The organism is Planctomycetota bacterium (assembly GCA_016125255.1).
Lineage (GTDB): Bacteria > Planctomycetota > Phycisphaerae > Phycisphaerales > Zrk34 > RI-421.
This window is the reverse complement of record WGMD01000021.1, coordinates 75,464-92,747: the sequence shown is the minus strand read 5'-3', so window position 1 is coordinate 92,747 and position 17,284 is coordinate 75,464. Positions and strand designations below refer to the sequence as shown.

Sequence of the window (17,284 nt, the reverse complement as noted above, 5' to 3'; positions counted from 1 at the left end):
AGCAATGACACTGACGCGACGATTACAGGATTACACGCTTGTCACGGCGATCACCGTGCTCGTCTGGCTTTACGCGGAGGGGCGGACGGTCGAGTCGTATGCGCCGGAGGAGGCGATTCCGGTGACGATCTCGCTGACTTCGCCGCAGCTCGTGGTGGTCAGTCAGTCGCGTCCGTCGGTGAAACTCGAGTGCAAGGGGGCGCGCGGGGAGATCATGAAGCTGCGGCGCGTGCTGCCGTCGGGCTTGACGATTCCGTTGGATGCGACGGAGCCGGGCGAGAAGAACATTTCGCTGGAGCAGATGATTCCTCGGGCCGAGTCGATGCAGGACATCCGCGTGAGTCTGGCGCGGGTGGATCCGCCGGCGTTGACGGTGGTGGTGGACAAGCTGGTGACCAAGTCGGTGCCGGTGACGTTCACGCCGGCGGAGGTGCAGCTTGTGACGGGGTCGCTCAAGATTTCGCCGGAGGCGGTTTCGCTGACGGCCCCGCAGGGCAAGCTCGCGTCGCTGGGCGTGGACCTGGACAAGTTGACGCTCGAAGCGGAGCCGGCGACGCCGCTGCGGACATTGGCGCCGGGCGTGCAGCAGACGATCACGGGGCGCGTGAAGCTGCCGGCGAAGCTGGGGGATGATCCGCAGGTGAAGCTTTCGCCGGACCGGGTGGAGATGACGTTGACGATCGACAAGAAGGAAGACACGGTGAAGCTGCCGAGCGTGCCGGTATGGGTGACTTTGCCGCCGGAGGACACGGACAAGTACACGGTGAAGCTGTCGGACGACAATCGCGTGCTCAAGGATGTCGTCGTGACGGGGCCGTCGGATATGGTGCAGAAGGTGCGCGACGGGTTGATCCCGGTGATCGCGACGGTGCGTTTAAGCAGCGACGATCTGGCCAAGGGGGTCGGCACGGAGACGACGGGGGCGGTGCGCTTCGATATTCCCGCGCCGCTGGCGATTCAGACGACGGTGACGAGCGTGCGTTTCACGATCGGGCGTCGTGAGGCGGGTAGAATAACCCCGCCATGACCACGCACGCACATACCCAAACGGAACCGGACCTCGAACAATACTGCAACGGCCTTGCGGACCGCGCGCTGGCGGTGAGCCGGAAGCTGTCGCTGCTCAGCGGCGAGCAGCGGAACGCGGCGCTGTCGCGCATGGCGGTGCTATTGGAGCAGCGGACACCGGAGATTGTCGAAGCAAACGCGCGCGACCTGATGCGGGCGGAGAATGCGGGGCTCGGGGCGGCGATGATCGACCGACTCAAGCTCGACGCGGCGCGCATCGGGAAGATGGCGGCGAGCGTGCGCCAGATCGCCCAGCAGGTCGACCCGGTGGGGCAGGTCATCGAAGGGTACGTGCGGCCCAACGGGCTGAGCATTCAGAAGGTGCGCGTGCCGCTGGGCGTGGTGTTCTTCATCTACGAAAGCCGACCGAACGTCACCAGCGACGCGGCGGCCCTGTGCATCAAAAGCGGCAACGCGCTGATCCTCCGCGGGGGCAAGGAAGCGAGCGAATCGAACGCCGCCATCACGGCGGTGATTCGCGAGGCGCTGACGGCGGCGGGGATCGACGCCGATGCGGTGCAGTTCGTATCGACGCCGGACCGCGCGGCGGTGGGGACGCTTCTGAAAATGGACGATCGCATCGACGTGGTGATCCCGCGCGGGGGCGAGTCGCTGATCCGCGCCGTCGTCGAGCAGTCGCACATTCCCGTCATCAAACACTACACCGGCAATTGTCATGTCTACGTCGATCAGCACGCCGGGGCGCTGGGCGAGAAGACGGTGATCGACATCTGCGTGAACGCCAAGGTGCAGCGGCCGGGCGTTTGCAACGCGGCGGAGTCGATGCTGTTCCATGCGGACGCCACGGACCTGCTCGCCAAGGTGGGCGAAGCACTGGCGGCGGCGGGCGTGGAGATGCGCGGCTGCGAACGGACAAGGGCGATCGTCAAGCAGGCCAAGCCCGCCGACGAATCGGACTGGGCGACGGAGTTTCTCGACAAGATCGTGGCGATCAAGGTCGTCGACGATCTGGACGAGGCGATCGCGCACATCAATCGCTATGGCTCGCGGCATACCGACGCCATTCTGACGGCCGACGTCCGCGCGGCCGACGCGTTCGTCCGGGCGGTCGACTCGGCGAACGTCATGGTCAACACATCGACGCGCTTTTCCGACGGCGGCGAGTACGGCCTCGGCGCGGAGATCGGCATCTCGACCGACAAGCTGCACGCCCGAGGCCCGATGGGCGCGGCCGACATGACGACGTACAAATGGGTCGTGCGCGGCAATGGTCAGATTCGCAAATGACCAAGGCCCGCCGGTGGCGGGAATGACCAATGACCAAATCCCAATGACCAAGGGAATGTTCAAATGCTTCAATGTCAAAAGGCCGCAGGCCGTTCCTTCCTTGGTCATTGGTGCTTGGTCATTCATGAATGAACCCTCCCCACAACTTCCGTCGCGTTCCGTGCTCTGGACGATGCGCATTCTGACGCTCGTCGCCTTGGCGATCGGCGTCTTTTTGTTGACGATCGACGTGGCGTGGTCCATCAAGCAGCAGACCGCGAAAGTGCCGTTTTGCTCTGCGTTTTCGTGGCTCGATTGCGAGACGGTCATTTCGCATCCGCGCTGGTCCAACTGGTTTGGCATTCCGGTCTCTATGGCGGGCGTCGTCGTCTATCTGGGCATGCTCATCGGACTGGGCCTCGTCGACAAGGCGAAGTCGGACGCACGGCGGGGGCGGATCGGATGGTGGCTGGCGGCGGGGGCGGTCGCGGCGGCGACGGCGGCGCTGTGGTTCGTGGGCATCCAACTTCTCGCCATCGGCAAAATCTGTCAGTACTGCATGGCTGAACACGCCATCGGCCTGACGCTGGCGTTCCTGATCTTCGTGCATCGTGTGGGCCGCCCGCGGCGCGTCGGCGGGGCGGTCGGACTGGGCCTACTCGCCACGGCGATCCTCATCGGCGGGCAGCTTCTTCACACGCCGACCTACGTGCACAAGCAGCTTGTCATCGGCAAGACCGAAGGCGACAAGGGCTACGTCGAAGACGCCGCGCCCGGAGACGCCGTCAAACTCGACGGCGGCGCGATCGTGCTCGACACCGCCGGCCATCCGATGATCGGCTCCGAGACGGCCAAGCATATCATCGTCGAAGCCATCGACTACAACTGCCCGCATTGTCTGCACGCTTACGAACTGATGCGCGACACGCTGCCGAAGCTCGGGCCGGATTATGCCATCCTCGTGCTCACGTTCCCGCTCAATGCCGATTGCAACCCGAGCGTGGAGGAGACGGAGCCGCGGTTCGTCGATTCGTGTTTTATCGTGGAGCTGGCGCAGGCGCTGTGGCTCACCGATCCGGGCAAGTATGCGGCGTATCACGACTGGCTGTTCGAGAACCAACTGAAGATTTCGCGTCAGGACGCCCTCGACAAGGCGCATGAACTGGCGGGCATTTCATTCTTCGAGGCGAACCGCACGGACGGCCGCGTGCGGAAGATGATCGCGCGCGACGAGGACATCGTCGCGCGGCTCAAGGTGCATCGCCTGCCCGGCTTCTTCGCCGGCGAAAGCCGCTTCACATCGCTCCCGGACAACCCCGACGAAATGGCCAAGCTGCTGCGCGAAGCGTTTGTCGCACCCTGAGCCGCTTGACCGGTGCATACGAACGATGCATACAATGCTGCATGCGAACGACACTGAACATCGACGACGCGGCATTATCGCGGGCTTCTGAACTGACGGGGGTAAGCGAGAAGACGACGCTGGTGAAGATGGGGCTGGATGCACTGATCGCGCGGGAGAGCGCGGCACGACTGGCGAAGATGGGGGGCAGCAATAGAAAGCTCAAGCCGATTCGTCGCCGGAGGACCGGGGCTTGATTCTCGTCGATACGTCGATCTGGGTGGATCATCTGCGACGCGGCAACACCCGATTGGCGGCGCTTCTGCACGCTGAGTGGGCGGCGACGCATCCGTTCGTCATCGGCGAACTGGCGTGCGGCGGCATTCGGGATCGAACCGCCTTTCTGACGCTCCTTGCGGCGCTGCCCACGCTGGGCAAGGCGGACGATGACGAAGTGCTGCATTTCATCGATGAACATCAACTGGCTGGCGCCGGGTTGGGCCTCGTGGACGTGCATCTGCTGGCGTCGTGTGTGCTGGATGGATGCGCGATTTGGACGCTAGACCGTGCGCTGGCGACCGCCGCTCGAAAGGTCGGATGTGCCGCTGCTCCCGACGGCCGTTGATCCGCTCTATTTGTCCCCGCGAATGCATCGTCATCGTTTGCCGCATCGCCTCGCCACGATTATCATGCTCAACACTCATGAAGCATTCGCTGTTAACACGGATGTCAACACGCGGCCGATTCATCGCGGGCGTCGCCTTCGCGGTGTGTCTGGCCGTGATGCCGCTGCGGGCGGGCGCGCAGGAAAAGCAAACCTTCGAGCTGGGCGAGAAGGGCTTTGAGAAGGTCGCCGAGCCCGACCCCAAGAGCCCTGAAGGCGAACTGATGGCGATCCGCCGGCTCATCGCCGACGGCAAGGGCAAGGACGCGGTCGAAGCCGCCAAGGACTGGATCGATAATCACCCCAATCACCCGCTGCTGCCCGAGGCCTATCTGCTCCGCGGCGATGCGCGGGTCAGCGTCAATCACTTCTTCAAAGCCCTCTTCGACTACGAGTACATCTGCCGCCAGTACCCCGAGTCGTCGCAATTCGACATCGCGCTCGATCGCGAGTTGAAGGTGGCCGACACCTTCGCGTCGGGCGTGAAGCGCCGGCTATGGGGCATGCGGATCCTCCCGGCGTACGGCGAAGCCGAGGAACTTTACATCCGCATTCAGGAGCGCGCCCCCGGCTCCAAGATCGCCGAGCGCGCCGGCATCGCGCTGGCCGACTATTACTATGGCGCGAGTCAGATGGGCCCCGCCGCCGACGCCTACGAATTGTTTCTTCAGAACTTCCCCGAAAGTCAGTGGCGTGAGCACGCCATGCAGCGCCAGATTCTCTCCAATCTCGCGACCTTCAAAGGCCCGACCTTCGACGCCACCGGCCTGATCGAAGCCCAGCGCCGTCTGCAGGACTACAAGCAGTCGTATCCCGCCGCCGCCGAGCAGATCGGCGCCGACGCCATGCTGACGCGCGTCGACGAAACGCTCGCCACGCGCGACCTGCTCGTCGCCCGGTGGTACGAGCACACCGGCAAGCGCGTCAGCGCCGGCGTCATGTACCAGCGCGTGATCACCGACCACCCCGGCTCCGCCGCGGCCAAACAGGCGCTGGCGTCGCTTCGGGCCCTTGAGCCCGAGCGCTTCGCACAGGAGCCGGCCGTCGAGCCGCCGGTCAAGGCGACGCAGGTCAAGGGCGTGAGTCTCTCGCCCGATCAGTCCGAGCCGATCGAGCCCTCCAGGTCCGAACCTGTCAAGAAAGAGGCCGCCGCGCCATGATGCTCAAGCACGCTTCATTATTGCTTCTTGCGGCGATGGCTCTGCTGAGCGGCTGTGCCTCCGACGGCGCGTACAAGACCGGCGAGACCTTTGATCCGAACATCCATACCGTCGCCGTCCCCATCTTCGCCAATCGAAGCTTCTTCCGCGAAACGGAATTTCAGCTCAGCGAAGCCCTGATCAAGGAAATCGAATCGCGAACGCCCTATAAGGTGACCCGTGGCAGCGACGCGGATACCATGCTCACAGGTACAATCGTCCGCGTTGACAAGCGGCTCCTGAGCCGTGATTTCGACTCGGGCGTGACGCAGGAAGCGCAGGTGGTCATCACCGCCAGCATCGAGTGGAAGGATCTGCGCACCGGCAAGATCATCCGCAAGCGCTCCAGCGTCGTCGGCGCCGCCGAATACGTGCCCCGTGCACCCGTGGGCGAGCCCGAAGAGGTCGCCCGGTACGGGGCGGTTTCGGAACTGGCGCGCGAAATTGTTTCGGTTATGCGAAACGACTGGTAAGCCGATATAGAACTCACAGGTCCGCACAGGCGTACATCCTGCGTGACCCACCCCGCGTCGGAGCGGACTCCGGCGCCCATTTGCCGAGGACGACGTGGACGACTATCGCGATGATCGAAGTGGCCGGGATGATGAGGGTGATTCTCCGCGCCGCGGCGGGCCCACGCCCCCGAAAATGAATCGCGGGATGTTCGGCTGGCTGATGCTCATCGCCGTCGTGGTCATCCTCTTCGTCTTCCTCTCCCGGGCCCAGTCCAACGCCGACGAGAAGAAGCCCGGGGAACTCATCAACCTCGTCAACAGCGATCAGGTCAAGGAAGTCATTTTCAAGGCCGACCGCATCGAAGCGACGTTGAAAGACGACCATCAGGGTGCCGTCCGCAACAGCCATATCTACGTCGAGGTCAGCTCCGAAGGCAAGGACTACCTCTTCAAGGAGCTGATGAAGCTCAATCCGGCGATCGTCTCCGAAGACCCCAACAGCGGGCTGTTCTTCCATGTGATGATCAACATCCTGCCGTGGCTCCTGTTCTTCGCCCTCATCTGGTTCTTCCTCTTCCGCGGTCTGCGCGGAGCGGGCGGCGGCGGCGGGATGCTCGGCAACTTCGGCCGCTCGCGCCACAAGATCATCTCCAAGGAGATGACCAATGTGACGCTCTCCGACGTCGCCGGCGTCGAGGAAGCCAAGGACGAAGTGGGCGAAATCGTCGAGTTCCTCAAGAACCCCAAGCGCTTTCAGCGCCTCGGCGGACGCATCCCGCGCGGCGTGCTGCTCATCGGCTCCCCCGGCTGCGGCAAGACCCTGCTCGCCAAGGCCGTCGCCGGTGAAGCGGAAGTGCCGTTCTTCTCCATCAGCGGCTCCGACTTCGTCGAAATGTTCGTCGGCGTGGGCGCCAGCCGTGTTCGCGACCTGTTCAAACAGGCCAAGGATAACTCGCCGTGCATCATCTTCCTCGATGAGATCGACGCCGTCGGTCGTCGCCGCGGGTCGGGTTTCTCCAGCGGCGGTCATGATGAACGTGAGCAGACGCTCAACGCCATCCTCGTCGAAATGGACGGCTTCGAGACCAACGATCAGGTCATCGTCATCGCCGCCACCAACCGGGCCGACGTGCTCGATCCCGCCCTGACGCGTCCCGGCCGCTTCGACCGACAGATTACCGTCAACCTTCCCGATGTCGCCGGTCGACTCGCGATCCTCAAGGTGCACGCCAAGAAGGTCAAGATGAGCCCGCAGGTGGACCTGGAGCGCATGGCGCGCGGCACCCCGATGTTCAGCGGCGCCGACCTCGCCGCCATCATCAACGAAGCCGCCATCATCGCGACCCTCGCCAACAAGGACTTCGTCGAGCAGGCCGACCTTGAGGAAGCCCGCGACAAGGTCCGCTTCGGCCGGGCCAACAAGAGCCGCAAGATCGAGGAAACCGAGCGTGTCGGCACTGCCTACCACGAAGCCGGTCACGCCATCATTCAGAAGCTCCTGCCCAATGCCGACCCGCTGCACAAGGTGACCATCATCCCGCGCGGTCAGGCCATGGGCGCCACCTTCAGTCTCCCCGAAAAGGACCGCTACGGATACGGCCTCCGCTACATCGCCGACACGATGCGCGTCCTCTGCGGCGGGCGCATCGCCGAGCAGCGCAAGACCGGCGACATCACCAGCGGCGCCTCGATGGATATCCGCATGGCGACTGCCTATGCCCGGCACATGGTCCTTGAATGGGGCATGAGCGACCGTCTCGGGTTCGTCGACTACTCGCGTCACGACAATCCCGAATCCATCATGCCCGAAAAGAGCTACTCCGAATCGACCGCGCTGATCGTCGACGAAGAAGTCAAACGCCTCATCGACGAAGCGTTCGGCGACGCTGAGAAAGTCATCGAGGAAAACTGGGACAAGGTCATCGCCATCGCCGAAGCGCTCCTCAAATATGAAACGCTCGATGCCGACGACGTGGACAAACTCATGCGTGGCGAACAGCTTCGCAAGCCCAGCGTCTCGGACATGCTCGACGCCGAAGACACCAAGCCCCCCGTCCGCACCACCGATCCGAAGACCGGCCGCCGCATCGACCCAGGTCCCGACACCGGCAATGCCTTCCCCTCGCCGGCCTGACCCATTCAACATGCTTCCCCAAGGCGGCGGGACTTCAGTCCCGCCGTTTTTCTTTCACCGCCCCCCGCGGAAGCGCGCCAGTTTGTCGACGCTGACACCCAGCGTGTACGCCAGCAGCACCATCTGGTTGATCATCGTCGCGCGCCATACGCCGTGCTTCCGCCAGAATCGCCCGCTGGTCGTGACATGCTGTTCGAGCCACTCGATGGGGCAGCCGTTCCGCCGCGCCCGGCGGATCAGGTCCACGTCCTCCAGCAGCGGCATGTCGGTAAAACCTTCGAGCGCTTCAAAAGCCGCGCGGTGCATGAACAGCGCCTGATCGCCGTAAGGCGTGCGCCGCATCTTCACGAGTTTCTCGATAAGCTGCATCGACAGCCCCGTCTTGTCCACGCGCAGCCCGAACGCGCCGATCATCTTCGGGTCCTTGCATACCCGTCGCACATACCGCTCGTACCCCGTCGGCAGCAGCGTGTCGGCGTGACAGAATATCAGGATCGCGCCCGTCGCCGCCGCCGCTCCCGCATTCATCTGTCGCGCCCGTCCGGGCGGACCCGTGATGATCTGCGCCTCAAGTTGCTCGGCGACGGCGAGCGTCCTGTCCGTGCTCCCGCCGTCGCTGACGATGACCTCGACGCCCGGCGCCGTCCGCACACGCTCCAGCGTCGACGCCAAGTGTGCTTCCTCATTGAGCGTCGGCACAATCACACTCAGAGACGGAAAGTGAACCAGATCCTCCGGCCGATCAATGTCGTGCAACGCCGGCAGATCGTCCTTGACGACAAGCCCCAGCGCCGCGGCGCGCTGAAACGTCTGCGCGAACACGCGGCCGGTGCCCCATTCGATGCCTTCAAACACCGCGACATGCGGGCCCGACAGCGCAATCAGACAATATCCGCCGTCGGTCGCCGGCCGAATGAGCACTTCGTTGTTCTGAAGCTCCAGCGCCCGGTGAATCACGCGGTCGGTCAGGTCGGGGCAGTCCGTCCCGATCGCCGCCACGCGCTGACAGCCCTCCGCGAACGCCTCGCTGAACGCCCGCGCCAGCCGCTGCCCCAGATCGCCGTCGCCCTGATCGACGTACCGCCGCGCGCCGTACAGCGACGCCATCTGCTGTGCATCGCCGCCGGTGTAGCGCATTTCGACTTCGATATCGCGCACCTCGTCGGCCCAGCCCAGCGTGTGATGCGTCAGTTGATGTTGCAGATTCGCCGCGCCCTCGGGGCCGAGTGACGGGATGAGACGAGTTTTGACTTTGCCTGGTTCGGGGTAGCGCGTGAAGATGATCAGGCGGCGCTTCATGCCGCTACTTTACCGACTTCCCGGAAAAAAGGTGAGTCAACCGGTCGCGCCATCGCAAAAGCAGTATGCGGAAGTATGCATCGCCCGCCCGCTTGATCGCCTCCGCCTGCGTCGGGTACGGATGAATCACTTTGGAAAGTGATTGCAGTGTCAATCCATGCGTCATCGCGGCCGTCAATTCGCCGATCGTCTCGCCGGCGTGAGCGGACACGAGCGTCGCCCCGAGGATACGCCCCGAGCGTCGTTTGACATGCACGATCAGCACGCCCTTCGTCTGCTCATCGAGCATCGCCCGGTCGACCTCGCCCATCTCGATCGTCACCGTCTCAATGTCGACGCCCGCCTCCGTCAGTTCGAGCGCCGATCGGCCGACGCGGGCGACTTCCGGGTCCGTGTACGTGCACCAGGGCATCACCAGCTTCGACGCTTTCGCTGCAAACGGCAGCCACGGCAGCATGGCGTTGCGCGTCACGATCCGCGCACACGCATCGGCGGCGTGCGTGAACTTGTACGGAAAACAGATGTCGCCCGCCGCGAAAATGCGACGATTGGTCGTTCGCAGATGGTCATCGACCTTCACGCCGCGCGGGTCGTAGTCGACGCCGGCGCGCTCCAGGCCCAGGCCCTCGACATTGGGCCGCCGCCCCGCGGCCAGGAGAATCGCATCGACGTCGATGACGTTTGAACCGAGAACGATCCGCTTCGTCGGGCCGTGCGTTTCGATGCGTGCATGACGCCCGCCTTCGTGAATCGTCACGCCGTCGCGATGTAGTGATGCCCGGACGATCGCGCTCGCCGCCGGTTCCTCGTGGGGGAGCACGCCGTGATCGGTCGTGATGAGCGTCACTTGTGACCCGAATCGCGCGAAGGCCTGCGCCATCTCGCACCCGATCGGCCCGGCCCCGATGACCGCCAGCCGCGCGGGCAGTTCAGTCAGCGTGAAGATCGTCTCGTTCGTCAGATATCCCGCCGAGGCGAGCCCCGGCATGTCCGGCGCGGCCGGGCGACCGCCGGTGGCGATGCACGCCTTGTGAAATTCCAGCGTCGTCCCGCCGACGCTCACCGAATCCGGTCCCTCGAACTTCGCATCACCCAAAAACACATCGATTCCCAGCGACGCGAAACGCTTTGCCCCGTCATGCGGCGCGATTTCCGCCCGCAATTTCCGCATCCGCTCCATCACGGCGGGAAAGTCCACCGCGTACCCGCTGATCTTCACGCCCAACTTCTCCGCATCGCGCACCTCCGCCGCGGCGCGTGCCGCCCGGATGAGCGCCTTGCTCGGCACGCAGCCGACGTTCAGGCAGTCGCCGCCCATCAGATGACGCTCGATCAGCGCGACACGTTTGCCGAATCCGCGGCAGGCGATCGCCGTCACCAACCCCGCCGTGCCGGCCCCGATGACGAGCATGTCGTACACGCCCGTCGGCTTGGGGTTCACCCACGTCGGCGGATGCACGGCTTCAACGAGCCGCGCGTTGTAGGCATCCATCGGCATAACGTTCACAGGTTTGCTCATGCCTGCGCTTCCTCGGACAGGTCGAGGTCGGCTCGCATGGCACGCGTGGCGATGCGCGTGATGAGCACGGTGACGAACACGGTGGCGATGAAGCCCAGCGCGTAAAGCGACCACTGCAGCGCCCCGGCCTTGGGCGCTTCGCCGGCGGCGACCTTGGCGAGCGAGCCGCCCAGCGAACCGAGATAGACGTACAACACCGTGCCGGGAATCATGCCGACCCAACTCGCCAGAAAATAATCACGAAGCTTCACGTTCGTGATCCCATACAAATAGCCCAGCAGGTTGTACGGAAACACGGGGGAAAGTCGCGTGAGCAGGACGATCTTGAATCCCTCGCGGCCGACGGCCCGGTCGATGGCGGCGAACTTGGGGCTGCCGGCGACTTTTTGGGCGACCCAGTCGCGAGCGGCGAAGCGGGCGATCAGAAACGCGCACGTCGAGCCGAGCGTGCTGCCGATGGAGACGGCGACGGTTCCGACGACGACGCCGAAGATCGCGCCGGCGCCGAGTGTGATGATCGAGCCGGGGATGAAGAGTACGGTGGCGGGCACATAGACGGCGGCGACCAGCACCGGCCCCCACACGCCCAGCCCGTCGACCCATTGCAGAAAGTCCCGCAGGTACGTCTTGACCGGCAGGAGGAAGAGGCACGCCGCGGCGGCGATGAGCACGATGCCGATCAGGATGGGCCGGAGCGATTTCATCCCGTCGGCGCGCTTTCGACGAGGGCGCCGCCGCAGCTCGATCCACAGCCGGCGGTGCAGCCGAAGCAGTGGTCGCCCGTGACGATGCGACGTCGCGCGAACGCCGCCGGGTCGAAGCGATCGATCGTTGCCGGCAGCGCCGGATCGCACTGCAGATTCAACGCGTAGTTGAAGTCGCAATCATGCACGCGCCCGTCGAAGCTGACATGCAATTGATGCCGGCACATGAGCGGATCGACGGCGGCGGGGTTGAACGATTCGCGCAGCAATTGCTGATACGCCTCGGCCTTTCCGTCGCGCTCAAGGTCATGCAGAAACCGACCGATCGCCATGTTCGTGATCGTCAACAGCCGCGTGAACCGCACGCCGTGCATCGACGCGAGCATGCGCCGGTAGTCCGCTTCGAGCGACCCCTGATCCGGCGGCAGACTCGGTCCCAGCGGGTTGTACACCAGATCGAGCGGCAGGTCCGCATCGATGCCGTACCCGACGGCGTTGAGCCGCTTCATCGCCTCGATGCTCTCGACGTACACATGCCGCCCGCGCTGTTGATCGACATTCTTCTGAAGGTAGCACGGCAGCGATGCGACGAGATGCACGCGATGACGTCGGAAAAACCCGGGCAAATCGGTGCAGTCCGCCTGAAGCAGAATCGTCAGATTCGTACGGACCATCACCTCGAGGCCCATGCGCCGCGCCGCCTCGACGAACGCGCGGAAGTGGGGGTTCATCTCCGGCGCGCCGCCCGTGATGTCCAGCAAGGTCGCGCCGCTCCGGGCCGCCGCCGCCAGCACATGCTCCATCGTCGCCCAACGCATCTGCTCCGTGCGGTTCGGCCCCGACACGACATGGCAATGATGACAAGCGAGATTGCACGTCAGGCCGACGTTGACCTGAATCGTCGTGATGGCCTCCGCTGCGCGGAGTTCGCCGCCGACCGCCGCATCGAACGCATTCGGATCGCTCGTCGTGTGACCCATCGTTGCCATCATCAATCCTTCCGCTCAGCAGCACTTGCCATTGCCCGGATCGCAGCACGACGCATCGGGCTCGCCGTCCGTCTTGGGATATGCTTCGCCTTTCGTTTCCGTCGTCGCGCGGAACATATTCCGCCGGCAGTCCATCGGCTCGGCGCGCTCGTGCGGCACCGTGTCGTACGGCTCGATGCCGATCATCTGCGCCGCGTACGGCCCGCTCGGCTCGGTGAGCAGTGCGAACGTCTTCTCGCACACCGCCATCCGCCGTCCGCGCACATAGGTGTGACCATCATCATCCGTGACCGTTTTCCACGGCCCCTTGTACACCGCCGCCTGACGGCGATCCATGCACGGACCGTCCTTACCCTTGTACGCCCGCACGGTCATCGAGCGAAACTCCACGCCGTCGATCGTTCGCCACGGCTCGCCGGCCCGCGCAAGAATCTCGACGCCGTGGAAACCGGCTTCCTCGAACATGGCCAGGAATCGATCTTCGCGGAATGCGCCGCTGATGCACCCGGACCAGAGTTCGGGGTCGGCAATGATGTCGGGCGTCGGGTCTTCATCGCAGACGATGTCGCTGATGACGGCTCGCCCGCCGCGCTTGAGCACGCGGAAAATCTCGGCGAAAAGCTGCTGTTTGTCCCGCGCCCGCACCAGGTTCAGTACGCAGTTGCTCACGACCAGATCGACGCTCGCATCAGCGATCATCGGCTCGTCGCTCCGAAGCCGATCGCACTCGGCCTCATAGCGCTGCATGTCCGCGATCGACGTGACCGGATGCTCCGCCAGCCACGCCGCCATGCGATCCAGATCGAGCGCCAGGTCCTGAATCTTCGCCTTGACGAAGCGCGTGTTGCCATAGCCGAACTGCTCGGCGAGGGGATTCTGATATTTGCGTGCGATGTTGAGCATGGCGTCGTTGAAGTCGACGCCGATGACCTGCCCCATCGGACCGACCTTTTGCGCGAGGATGTAACAGATTTTGCCCGCACCGGAGCCGAGGTCGACGACGACATCGCCCTCGCGCGCCCAGCGCGACGGATTGCCGCAGCCGTAGTCTTTTTCGATGATCTCCTTCGGCAGCGCGGCCAGGTATTGACCTTCATAATCCTCCACCGGACAACACAACGCCGGTTCGACGGCCTCAGCGCCCCGCGCGTATCGCTCCAGCACCGCGTCTTCGACATGATTGGGAGAGGTCATCGGGAACTCCTGATAAAAGACGACACGACCGAGGGGCGATGTACGGACCCGCACTTCGATTCAGGGTGGTCAATGATGAAGATTGTACCGCATCACGCCGGCAAGAAGAATCCACTACGATCAACATGGTTCGTTCGGTTTAGATGCTGGTCGAAATTGCCCAATGACGCCATGTGCGGGTTTTTGTCATTGGATGACGGGCATGGAAGAAGGCGAAATGAGCCACGAAGGCGCGAAGACGCGAAGGAAGGCGATGAAGAATGACCGAACAGACGCGAATCACACGCTTCCTCCCTGTCTTTCTTCGCGTCTTCGTGGCCCACGCTGTCTTAAAAATGGATTCCATGCCCGGCGGAAACTTGCACATGGCGTCAATGACAAACGCCTAATGCCTGATGACCGATTCAATTTGTCATTAGGCATTTGTCATTGGTCAATTCGATCCTGATCCCCCAAACCCGCGGGAGTGCGGGAAGCCCTTCGCGATCAATTCTCCTTCATCGCCGCGATGAGGTCCATGACGGCTTTTTTGCCGTCAGCGAAGTACATCAGGCAATTGTCCGCCGCGAAGAGCGGATTGGGGATGCCCGCGAAGCCGGGGCTCAAGCTGCGTTTGACGACGATGACGGTGCGGGCCTTGTCGACGTCGAGAATGGGCATGCCGGCGATGGGGCTGTTGGTCTTGCGGGCGTCGGGGTTGACGACATCGTTGGCGCCGAGCACGATCGCCACATCGACTTGCGCGAACTCGGCGTTGATCTGGTCCATTTCGATGAGTTTGTCGTAGGGAATGTCCACCTCGGCGAGCAGGACGTTCATGTGCCCGGGCATGCGGCCGGCGACGGGGTGGATGGCGAACTCGACATTGACGCCGCGGTCCTGCAGAAGCTGATACAGATCGCGCACGGCGTGCTGCGCCTGCGCGACGGCCATGCCGTAGCCGGGCACGATGACGACGCGCTGCACGCCGTCGAGCATCATGGCGATTTCTTCGGGGCTGACGGCTTTGATCTTGCCTTCGTAGACTTCGTCGGCGGTGGCGGTCGCGGCGGAGGCGTCGATGTTGCCGAAGATGACATTCGCCAGCGAGCGGTTCATCGCCTTGCACATGATCGAAGTCAAAATGACGCCCGACGCGCCGACGAGGGAGCCGGTGATGATGAGGACGGTGTTGTCGATGATGAACCCGGCCATGGCGGCGGCGATGCCGGAGTAGCTGTTGAGCAGGGCGATGACGACGGGCATGTCGGCCCCGCCGATGGGGCTCGTCAGTGTGAAGCCCATGACCGACGACACGATGACGATGAAGATGAACGCAATCAGCCCGTGCTCCGGTTGCAGGACCATCCAGACGCCGAGCCCGATCACGATGAGCATCATCACCGCATTGGCAAGCTGCTGCATCGGGAAGGCGATGGGGTTCTTGAACTGCTTGATTTCCTCAAGTTTCGCCCACGCCACGCCGGAGCCCCAGAACGTGATCGCGCCGACGAAGCCGGTCAGGGCGATGGCACTGGTGCCCTGTACCTCGTAATGCGTCGCGGGATTGATCAGCTCGGCCCACGCCACGCAGACGCTCGCGCCGCCGCCGAAACCATTGAGCAGGGCGACCATCTGCGGCATGCCGGTCATGGGCACACGGATGGCGAAGAGTGCGCCGATGGCGGAACCGACGATGACGCCGCCGGCGATGACGCCGTAGTTGATCCCGCCGTGTGCGAGGGTGACGATGATGGCGATCGCCATGCCGATGGCGCTGATGAGATTGCCCCGGACGGCGGTGCGCGGGTGCGTCATGCCCTTGATGCCGAGGATGAACAGCACGGAGGCGACGAGGTACGCGAGATTGATGAGCCAGTCAGGCATAGACGGCTATTTCTTTTTGAACATGCCAAGCATGCGGTGCGTGACCATGTATCCGCCGACGACATTGATCATCGCCATGACGATGGCGAAGAAGGCGAGGGTGGTGCCGACCCATGTGTTTTCGAGGTGCGTCGCGAGCAGGGCGCCGACGATGGTGATGCCGGAGATGGCGTTGGACCCGGACATGAGCGGCGTGTGCAGCGTCGGGGGGACCTTGGTGATGATCTCAAACCCGATGAAAATCGCGAGCACGAAGACGGTCAGAAGAATGATGAAGTCCATTACGGATTTCCTCCCGCCGCTTGCCCCTCGACCCGCTCGGGATCTGACGGCGGCTTAGCAGCTTCGAGTTTCGGCAACCCCATCAACTCCCGCACGCGCGGATGCACCACTTCGCCGTTGCGACACAGGACGGTGCCGCCGGTGATGGCGTCGGTCATGTCGATGACGATTTCGCCTTTTTTGTTGACGATGTGCTGGAGGAGTTTGGTGATGTTGCCGGCGTACATCGTCGTCGCGTCCTGCGGGACGAGACTCGGGACATTGTTGATGCCGATGATCGTGACGTCGTGATGCGTGATGATTTTGTCGGGGTGGGTCAGGGCGCAATTGCCGCCGCGCTCGGCGGCGAGGTCGACGATGACGGACCCCGGGGCCATGCGGTCGACCGTTTCGGCGGCGATGAGTTTGGGCGAGGGGCGACCGGGGATGGCGGCGGTGGTGATGACGACATCCGACTCGGCGATCGTGTCGGCCATCATCTTCTGCTGCTCCTGCTTCTGCGCGTCGGTCATTTCCTTCGCGTAGCCGCCTTCGCCCTCCGCCATGCTCGGCGGCATGACGAAGCGGGCGCCGAGCGATTCGACCTGATCCTTCACGTCCGGCCGCACATCGATCGCGCTGACGACGGCCCCGAGGCGCTTGGCCGTGGCGATCGCCTGCAGGCCCGCCACGCCGGCGCCGATGACGAAGACGCGGGCGGGTTTGAGGGTCCCGGCGGCGGTCATCATCATGGGGTAAATCCGCCGCATATGCTCGGCGGCAAGCAGCACGGCCTTGTAGCCAGCCAGATTCGCTTGGCTCGACAGGGCGTCCATCGACTGAGCCCGCGAGATGCGGGGGATCAGCTCCATGGCGAAAAGCGTCGCGCCGGAGCGGGCGATCGACTGGTTGAGTTCGTATGCGAGAAGCGGTTCGGAGTGACCGATCAACACATGATCCGCACGCAGCAGGGCGATGTCGGCGGGGCCATGCTCGGGATTGGCGCCGGGGCATCGGACTTGGGCAACAATGTTTGCTTTCGCGAAGACTTCGGCGCGATCACTTGCCAGCGTCGCGCCTTTGTGCCGGTAGGCCTCATTGGTGAACCCGGCGGCGGCGCCGGCGTCGGGTTCGATCAGCACGGAAAGGCCGAGCTTTTGCAGCAGGGGGATCGCCTCGGGCGCTAGCGCCGCCCGACGCTCGTTCGGATAGGTTTCACGCGGAATACCGACGATCATTGCCGACCTCGATGGGCCCAACGCACCGGACCCGCAATGCGTGTTCGCGTCGGAATCTAACTTACCCACAATGACAGGCGCGGTCCAGTGGCTTAACATGCACTTTCACCGGCCCGATGATGAAC

General features: G+C 63.8%; 16 protein-coding genes and 1 pseudogene. 8 read left to right on the top strand and 9 right to left on the bottom strand.

Annotation, left to right across the window (positions count from 1 at the left end; genetic code table 11):
- The first annotated feature begins 4 nt into the window (after positions 1–4).
- The 8 genes from GC162_15345 (at position 5) to hflB (ending at position 8,089) form a co-directional block, all read left to right on the top strand.
- Positions 5–1,027, top strand: coding sequence for a hypothetical protein (locus GC162_15345; protein ID MBI1370015.1), 1,023 nt, complete (start codon positions 5–7; stop codon positions 1,025–1,027).
- The gene (locus GC162_15340) at positions 1,024–2,316 is read left to right on the top strand and encodes a glutamate-5-semialdehyde dehydrogenase (protein MBI1370014.1); all 1,293 of its coding nucleotides are present in this window, start codon (positions 1,024–1,026) and stop codon (positions 2,314–2,316) included. The genes GC162_15345 and GC162_15340 overlap by 4 nt, the downstream gene beginning before the upstream one ends.
- A complete protein-coding gene (locus GC162_15335; GenBank protein MBI1370013.1) occupies positions 2,297–3,658 on the top strand; it encodes a hypothetical protein in 1,362 nt (453 codons plus the stop codon). The genes GC162_15340 and GC162_15335 overlap by 20 nt, the downstream gene beginning before the upstream one ends.
- Positions 3,659–3,699: 41 nt before the next feature.
- Positions 3,700–3,894 (top strand): type II toxin-antitoxin system VapB family antitoxin, encoded by a 195-nt coding sequence (locus GC162_15330; GenBank protein ID MBI1370012.1) that lies wholly within the window; start codon positions 3,700–3,702, stop codon positions 3,892–3,894.
- Positions 3,891–4,262, top strand: coding sequence for a PIN domain-containing protein (locus GC162_15325; GenBank protein MBI1370011.1), 372 nt, complete (start codon positions 3,891–3,893; stop codon positions 4,260–4,262). Before GC162_15330 ends, GC162_15325 begins: the two co-directional genes overlap by 4 nt.
- Positions 4,181–5,461: an outer membrane protein assembly factor BamD gene (gene bamD / locus GC162_15320; protein ID MBI1370010.1), complete on the top strand. Its 1,281-nt coding sequence runs from the start codon at positions 4,181–4,183 to the stop codon at positions 5,459–5,461. Before GC162_15325 ends, bamD begins: the two co-directional genes overlap by 82 nt.
- A complete protein-coding gene (locus tag GC162_15315; protein ID MBI1370009.1) occupies positions 5,458–5,973 on the top strand; it encodes a hypothetical protein in 516 nt (171 codons plus the stop codon). Before bamD ends, GC162_15315 begins: the two co-directional genes overlap by 4 nt.
- A gap of 175 nt (positions 5,974–6,148) precedes the next feature.
- Positions 6,149–8,089 (top strand): ATP-dependent zinc metalloprotease FtsH, encoded by a 1,941-nt coding sequence (hflB, locus tag GC162_15310; protein ID MBI1370008.1) that lies wholly within the window; start codon positions 6,149–6,151, stop codon positions 8,087–8,089.
- Between the two features lie 54 nt (positions 8,090–8,143).
- On the opposite strand, the gene GC162_15305 is transcribed toward hflB, so the two are convergent.
- The 9 genes and pseudogenes from GC162_15305 to GC162_15265 all read right to left on the bottom strand — a co-directional run bounded on the left by GC162_15305 (position 8,144) and on the right by GC162_15265 (position 17,159).
- Positions 8,144–8,800 carry a glycosyltransferase gene (locus GC162_15305; protein MBI1370007.1) on the bottom strand — a complete coding sequence of 219 codons (657 nt, stop codon included), beginning with the start codon at positions 8,798–8,800 and terminating at the stop codon, positions 8,144–8,146.
- 15 nt (positions 8,801–8,815) lie between these two features.
- A pseudogene (locus GC162_15300) lies at positions 8,816–9,388 on the bottom strand (DUF2064 domain-containing protein).
- Positions 9,389–9,392: 4 nt separating this feature from the next.
- A complete protein-coding gene (locus GC162_15295; GenBank protein MBI1370006.1) occupies positions 9,393–10,907 on the bottom strand; it encodes an FAD-containing oxidoreductase in 1,515 nt (504 codons plus the stop codon).
- A complete protein-coding gene (locus GC162_15290; protein MBI1370005.1) occupies positions 10,904–11,611 on the bottom strand; it encodes a hypothetical protein in 708 nt (235 codons plus the stop codon). The genes GC162_15295 and GC162_15290 overlap by 4 nt, the downstream gene beginning before the upstream one ends.
- A complete protein-coding gene (locus GC162_15285; protein ID MBI1370004.1) occupies positions 11,608–12,591 on the bottom strand; it encodes a radical SAM/Cys-rich domain protein in 984 nt (327 codons plus the stop codon). Before GC162_15285 ends, GC162_15290 begins: the two co-directional genes overlap by 4 nt.
- A 24-nt stretch (positions 12,592–12,615) precedes the next feature.
- Positions 12,616–13,794: a methyltransferase domain-containing protein gene (locus tag GC162_15280; protein MBI1370003.1), complete on the bottom strand. Its 1,179-nt coding sequence runs from the start codon at positions 13,792–13,794 to the stop codon at positions 12,616–12,618.
- A 486-nt stretch (positions 13,795–14,280) separates the two neighbouring features.
- Positions 14,281–15,660 (bottom strand): NAD synthetase, encoded by a 1,380-nt coding sequence (locus tag GC162_15275; protein MBI1370002.1) that lies wholly within the window; start codon positions 15,658–15,660, stop codon positions 14,281–14,283.
- 6 nt (positions 15,661–15,666) lie between these two features.
- Positions 15,667–15,942, bottom strand: coding sequence for an NAD(P) transhydrogenase subunit alpha (locus GC162_15270; protein MBI1370001.1), 276 nt, complete (start codon positions 15,940–15,942; stop codon positions 15,667–15,669).
- The gene (locus GC162_15265; protein MBI1370000.1) at positions 15,942–17,159 is read right to left on the bottom strand and encodes a Re/Si-specific NAD(P)(+) transhydrogenase subunit alpha; all 1,218 of its coding nucleotides are present in this window, start codon (positions 17,157–17,159) and stop codon (positions 15,942–15,944) included. Before GC162_15265 ends, GC162_15270 begins: the two co-directional genes overlap by 1 nt.
- Positions 17,160–17,284: the final 125 nt, after the last annotated feature.